This is a genomic window from Actinosynnema sp. NPDC059797 (genome assembly GCF_042732085.1).
Lineage (GTDB): Bacteria > Actinomycetota > Actinomycetes > Mycobacteriales > Pseudonocardiaceae > Actinosynnema.
Window position 1 is genome coordinate 1 of the sequence record NZ_JBHWIE010000401.1, and the last position, 6,118, is coordinate 6,118.

The 6,118-nt window shown below is 74.5% G+C and carries 7 protein-coding genes; 2 read left to right on the forward strand and 5 right to left on the reverse strand.

Features of this window, described 5'->3' with window-relative positions; genetic code table 11:
* Window positions 1–341: mycothiol transferase (locus tag ACFV4N_RS38275; protein WP_499677573.1), on the reverse strand; the 341-nt coding region annotated here is incomplete at its 3' end.
* A 53-nt stretch (window positions 342–394) separates the two neighbouring features.
* On the opposite strand from ACFV4N_RS38275, the gene ACFV4N_RS38280 reads away from it, so the two are divergent.
* Together ACFV4N_RS38280 and ACFV4N_RS38285 are read left to right on the forward strand one after the other, a co-directional pair.
* Window positions 395–1,399, forward strand: a complete 1,005-nt coding sequence (locus ACFV4N_RS38280) for a helix-turn-helix transcriptional regulator (RefSeq protein WP_499677574.1) — start codon at window positions 395–397, stop codon at window positions 1,397–1,399.
* A gap of 646 nt (window positions 1,400–2,045) precedes the next feature.
* Window positions 2,046–2,951 (forward strand): LysR family transcriptional regulator, encoded by a 906-nt coding sequence (locus ACFV4N_RS38285; RefSeq protein WP_499677575.1) that lies wholly within the window; start codon window positions 2,046–2,048, stop codon window positions 2,949–2,951.
* 77 nt (window positions 2,952–3,028) lie between these two features.
* Here the strand turns inward: ACFV4N_RS38285 and ACFV4N_RS38290 are convergent, their stop codons facing one another.
* The 4 genes from ACFV4N_RS38290 to ACFV4N_RS38305 form a co-directional block, all read right to left on the reverse strand.
* Window positions 3,029–3,508 (reverse strand): flavin reductase family protein, encoded by a 480-nt coding sequence (locus ACFV4N_RS38290; RefSeq protein ID WP_499677576.1) that lies wholly within the window; start codon window positions 3,506–3,508, stop codon window positions 3,029–3,031.
* Window positions 3,505–4,980 carry an amino acid adenylation domain-containing protein gene (locus ACFV4N_RS38295; RefSeq protein ID WP_499677577.1) on the reverse strand — a complete coding sequence of 492 codons (1,476 nt, stop codon included), beginning with the start codon at window positions 4,978–4,980 and terminating at the stop codon, window positions 3,505–3,507. Before ACFV4N_RS38295 ends, ACFV4N_RS38290 begins: the two co-directional genes overlap by 4 nt.
* Window positions 4,977–5,813 (reverse strand): hypothetical protein, encoded by an 837-nt coding sequence (locus tag ACFV4N_RS38300; RefSeq protein ID WP_499677578.1) that lies wholly within the window; start codon window positions 5,811–5,813, stop codon window positions 4,977–4,979. Before ACFV4N_RS38300 ends, ACFV4N_RS38295 begins: the two co-directional genes overlap by 4 nt.
* A partial coding sequence (locus tag ACFV4N_RS38305; protein WP_499677579.1) for a 4'-phosphopantetheinyl transferase family protein occupies window positions 5,807–6,118 on the reverse strand: 312 nt, incomplete at its 5' end. The genes ACFV4N_RS38300 and ACFV4N_RS38305, both read right to left, overlap by 7 nt.

Genomic DNA, 6,118 nt, shown 5'->3' on the forward strand with positions numbered 1-6,118 from the left:
TGTATAAGAGACAGGTACAGCTCCTCGGGCGCGTGCTCGCGCGCGGTGCGCCACTCCCAGTCGGGGTCGGCGTCGAAGTCGACCCCGGCCCCGTCCCACGGCGGCCCCGGCGGCTGCCCGGTCACGTAGCGGGCGGTGTTCCGGTCCTCGACGAGCGCGAGGTGCTTGAGCAACCCGCCCAGCGTCATCGCCGACGGCGGGTGGGGCCGGTTCAGGGCGGCCGCGTCCAGCCCGCCGCACTTCCACGCGAACTGGGCGCGGGAGCGCTCCAGCGCGAACATCAGCATCTCCGCCTCACCGGCCGCCATGGCCGGTTCGCGGATCACGGTGTCCTCGATCATGGCCGGACGGTAACGTCCTATCCGGACGTTCCACTTCCGGATCGCGGGAGAGAATGAAACCCGACGCGAGCCCCACCGCACGTGCCCTGCTGGCCCTCGAACTGGTCCGGAACAGCCCCGGCATCACCGCGGGCAGGCTGGCCGCCGGGCTCGGCGTCACGGAGCGGGCCGCCCGGCGCTACATCGGCATCCTGCGCGAAGCGGGCGTCCCGGTGGAGACCACCCGGGGGCCGCGCGGCGGCTACCGGATCGGCCGCGGCGTCCGGCTCCCGCCGCTGGTGTTCAGCGCCGACGAAGCCCTCGGCCTGGTCATGGCCGTGCTGGACGGCCACCACGACGCGGGCGACCCGGCGGGCCCGGTCGGCAGCGCGCTGGGCAAGCTCATCGGGGCGCTGCCCGCCCCGGTGGCCGGCGAGGCCGAGGTCGTCCGCCGCGCCGCGGCACCCGCGCCCGACCGCGCCGCCGCCCGCCCCGACCCCCGGACCGCGAGCACCCTCGTGCGGGCCTGCGCGGACCGCCGCCCGGTGCGGCTCGGCTACCGCACCGGGGCCGGGGCGGACCGGGTGGTTGAGGCCGACCCGTGGGCCGTGGTGGTGCGCCACGGCCGGTGGTACCTGCTGTGCCTGTCGCACACCTCGGGGGCCCGGCGGGCGTACCGGGTGGACCGGGTCCGCGAGGTGGAGGTGCTCGACGGGACCTTCGACCCGCCGCGCGACCTGGACCCCGTCGCCGAGCTGGAGGAGCACCTCGCGGTCGGGTGGGAGTACGAGGTCGAGGTCGTCGTCGACGCGCCGGCCGACGTCGCGGCCCGCTGCCTGCCCCGCACCCTGGGCAGGCTGGAACCGGTCGACGCCGGGACGTCGCGCCTGGTCGGGAGCACCAGCAACCCCGTGTGGTACGCCGAGCAGCTCGCGGTGCTGCCGGCGCCGTACCGGGTGGTCGGGTGCGCCGAGCTGCGGGACGCCCTGCGCGCCATCGGGGAGCGGATGCTGGCGGCGGCGGGCCCGGTGGCACCGCCGGCGGAACGTCCTGGGTTCCCCGCACCGTCCGCAAGATAAAGTGATGCACGTCACAGGAAACGGGCCGCGAACCGGTAACGTTCACCTCCCGGTGCAAGTTGCACCATACGGGTCGGCGCCGGCGCACCACAAGCGGCGCCGCATCACCGAGGCGTGAACGCCGCGTGACAGGAGTCGTGATTACACATCGGATGGAGTAACCAGCCGTGACCGTCGGTGAAACTGCATTTTCCATGAATTTGTGGCATTGTGAGCCCCGTCGTAGAAGGCGCTCATCCGGGGAGAGCTGATCACGTTGACGACTTGGGGGCAATCCGTTTCCGGACCGCTGCGGCCGTGCGCCGGCGGGTTGAGCTGATTCCGTGATCCTGTTACCCCTCACGGCGTCGCGCGGTGAGCCCGAAAGGTTTCCCGCGATCCGGCGCCGACAATGTCGGGCACCGAGCCGAACCGGGGCGGGAGGGCGCCCCTCGGTCGTCGGCGCGGTGGGCGGGCCTCCTCGGCGGAGGGCCTCGACCGCGGGCTGAGGTGCCCGTCCCGCACGGGGGCAGGTCGCAGACCGGTGCGATCGAGTGCGTGTCGTACTACTGGGTGGACGTGCTACTGGGTGGACGTGGGGCGGTCGGTTCCGGCGCGACCAGGGACGCCGGGTGCCGGCTCGCTTCACCGTGCATTGGAGGAATCGTTGGAGACACGTCATCTTCTCGCCTTCACCACCGTCGCGCAGACGGGGAGCTTCACCAAGGCCGCCGAAGTGCTCAAATGTTCGCAGCCCACGGTCACCGCGAGGATCAAAACGCTCGAAGAAGTGCTCGGCGCCCCGTTGTTCCGACGGCTGCGCCAGGGCATACAGCTGACCCGGGCCGGGGCCGAACTCCTCCCGCTCGCCTCCGACATCATCAAGCTCACGGACAAAGCGTTAAAAGTGAATTCGGTGGACGACGAGCCCAAGGGCAACATCGTCATCGGCACCACGCAGAGCCTCACCGAGTACCGATTGTTCCCCCTGGTGGAGTACGTCCACTGGCGGCACCCGGAAATCCGGCTGTCGCTGCGCTCCCGCGACACCCCCGGCAACCTGGCGGCGGTGCGCGACGGCACCCTCGACTGCGCGTTCTTCACCGATGAGGTCGAACACCGGGACGGCCTCGACGTCACGGTGCTGTGCGAGGAGCCCCTGGTCCTGGTCACCGGCCCCGACCACCCGCTGGCCCGCCGGTCGACCGTCACCGACGCGGACCTGCGCGGCGTCACCCTGATCAAGGCGGAGAGCGGGGGCGCCTACCACGACCGGCTGGTCCAACTGCTCGACCTGACCGGCGCGGAGCACCGCTCGTCGGTGCTGGCGCTCGACTCCGTCGACGTGGCCAAGCGGGCCGCGGCGTCCGGCCTGGGCGTCGCGCTCCTGCCCTCGGTCACCGTCCGGTCGGAGGTCACCGAGGGCCGGCTGCACTGCCTGCCGTGGTCCTTCCCGTTCCTCGTCTACACGCAGTTGGCCCGCCGGCGCGGTCGCGCGCCGAACGCGGCCCTCACCGCGCTGACCGAGGCCGCGACGCGGGTGGTCAGCGAACAGGTGGCCGAGCACGCCTAGCCCGGCCGGCCCCGCCGCCGGTCCGGAGGTCCTCCCCGCCGCGGGACCCCCGGACCGCGGTCCGCCCGCGCCGGCGCTCAGCACCGGTGGTGCTCGCCGGCCCGCAGCACGAGCGCCGGGCGCTCCCCGCTGGTCGACCAGACCACCCGGCCGATCACCAGCGTGTGGTCGTGCACCTCCAGGGCGTCCTCGATCACGCAGCCGACGCTCGCGACCGCGTCGGGCAGCACGGGCACGCCGTCGCGCAGCACGTGCCGCACCCCGTCGAACCGGCGGGCCGGGTCGCCCACGGCGAACCGCCGGCACAGCTCCCGCTGCTCCCAGGCCAGCGCGTTGACCGCGAACGCGCCCGCGGCGCGGACGTGCTCCAGCGTCCGGCCGCCGCTGCGCAGCGACACCACCACGCTCGACGGCTCCAGCGACAGCGACATCACCGCGTTCGCCGTGCACCCCACCGGCCCCTCGGGGCTCATCGTGGTGACCACGGTGACGAACGTCGGGAACTGGGCCATGGCCCGCCGGAAGGCCTCCGCGTCGACCACGTCGACCGAGGTCACCGCGCCACCCGCTCGCTCAGCAGCGCGAACAGCGCCTTGCGGTCGGTCTTGCCGTTCGGGTTGAGCGGCAGCTCGTCCAGGACGGTCACGCCCCGCGGCACCATGTAGCCGGGCAGCCGGTCGCGCAGGGCGGTCAACAGCGCCTCCTCGTCCAGGTCGCCCCCGGTGCACACCGCCTCCAGGTCGAGTTCGCCGTCCCCGCCGGGCACCGCCACCACGACCGCGCCCAGCACGCCCGGCTGGTCGCGCAGCGCCGCCTCGACCTCGCCCAGCTCGATCCGGTAGCCGCGCACCTTGACCTGGTGGTCGAGCCGGCCCAGGTGCACCAGCAGGCCGCCCTCCCGGCGGACCCGGTCGCCGGTGCGGTACCAGTGCTCCTCGGTCAGCGGCCCGTCGCCGTCGTAGGCGACCGCCACCTCGCCGTCGAACGACAGGAACCGCCCGGCGTTCTCGGCCGGGTCGAGGTAGCCGGGGAACCGCTGCGGCCCGCGCAGGCACAGCTCGCCCTCGTCGGCGGGGCGTCCGTGCTCGTCCAGCAGCACGTGCTCCAGGTGCGGGTACGCCGTGCCGATCGGCACGGTGCCGTTCGCCGGGCGCGGCCAGTCGGCCGGGTCGGCGGGCAGCGTGTACCCCGTGCAGGTGATCGTCAGCTCGGTGGGCCCGTAGAAGTTCTCCACCCGGCTGCCGGGGGCCGCCGCCCGCCACGCCTCGGCCTGCTGGAGGGTCAGCGCCTCGCCGGCGAACAGGCTCCAGCGCAGGGTCGGCATGCTGCCCGGCTTGAGGGCCCGCAGCCGCTGGGCGAAGGAGATCACCGACGGCACCGAGCACCAGTGCGTGATCCGCTTGGCGTTGACGAACCGGACCGGCGCCAGCACCTCGTTGCGCGTGGGCACCACCAGGGTCGCGCCGGAGCCCCAGGCGACGAACATGTCGAAGACCGAGACGTCGAAGGTGGTGTCGAAGGTCTGCGACACGCGGCTGCCGGGCCCGACCTCGTACCGCGGGATCACGTGCTCCAGGTAGGCCGACACGTTGCGGTGCCGGATCGGGACGCCCTTGGGCGTCCCGGTCGACCCGGAGGTGAACAGGACGTAGGCCAGGTCGTCCGGTCCCGGCGTGCGCGGCCGGAGGCCCTCGGCCGAGGCGGGCACCTCGTCGCCCTCCCGCAGCACCCGGTCCAGCCGGGCGGACGCGGCGATGGTGTCGTTGCGCGCGGCCGGGAACTCCGGGTTGAGCGGCACCACCGTGCCGCCCAGCCGCTGCACCGCCAGGTAACCGGCGTAGGTCAGGGTGCTGCGCGCGGCCAGCAGGCCGACCCGCGCGTGCGGGCCGCGGGCCAGCCCGGCGGCGATCCGGTCGGCCAGCGCCGCCAGCTCGGCGTAGGTCAACCGCTCGTCGCCGACCTCCAGCGCGACGTGGTCGCCGAACCTGGCGGCCGACGCCGCGAACCACTCGTACAAGGTCTTGCTCATCCGTTCCGCCTCTCCACCGCGATGACTTCCTCGAAGGCCCGGACCACGAGGGCCGGGCGGGGGCGCCCGCGCTCGGCGGACTGCACCGCGAAGCGCACCGCCCTGGGCAGCTCCGCCCACGCCGCCGCGGCCACCGGGTCGCCGGCGTGCTTGAACTGGTGGTGCCTGCTCGCCGCCCACAGGTCCTCGGCGTGGCGGCCCAGCGCCGCCGGGTCGCCGGCGACGTGCTCGGCCAGGTATTGCAGGGCGGCTCCGGTGCCCGTCACCCACCGGCCCTCCAGGGGCAGCGGCGGCGGCACGTCCCGCCGGGACAGCCACCGGTAGCGGCCCGGCTCCGGCACCGCGACCGGCACGCCGAGCGCGTGCACGTCGCGGTTGTGCACCTCGGGGCGCAGCGGCGGCAGCGGCGCGAGCAGCTCCCGCAGGGCGTCGTCGTCGAACCAGCCCCGGTAGGGGCGCTGCTCGCCGTGGGGCAGCAGCGCCTCGAAGCCGTCGACGACCAGCCAGCGCCCGTCGGCGTGGTCGGTCACCAGCACCCAGTGCGGGACGTCCTCGTCGGACGGCGGCGCCCACGGCAGGTTCCGGGTGTTGGCCACGGCCAGCGCCCGCCCCGCGTCGGCCAGCTCCTCGCGCAGGCCCGCCGCGGCGCCGGACCAGTCCCCGGCCGACCGGTAGCCCAGCCGCGGGTCCACCGGCGCGTGGTGGGTGAACGCCACCTCGCCCGGCCGGTCGACGCGCACCGAGAGGGCGACCGCCTCGGCGAACCGCCGGTCGACGTCCGGCTGCTCGGGGCGCAGGCAGTCGACCAGGTTGGTCGTGTAGCAGCTCAGCATGTCCACTCCTCGAACGCGCAGCTCAACGGCACGTCGACGGCGTCGCGCAGGGCGACCCACCGGAAGTGCCGCCACCGGCCGGAGACCGGGCGCGCCGGGACGTCGATCGCCCACGGCCGCCCGGCCAGGCCGGTGCCCTCGGCCTTGACGCACGCCTCCTGCACCGTCCACACCCGGGCGAGCTCCACGGCCCGCTCGGCCTCCGGCAGCCGGTCCAGCTCGGCCGCCCGCTCGCGCAGGCAGCGGCGCACGACCCCCGCCGACAGCTCCGCCGGCGGTCGCTGGAGGTCGACGCCCACGGCGCG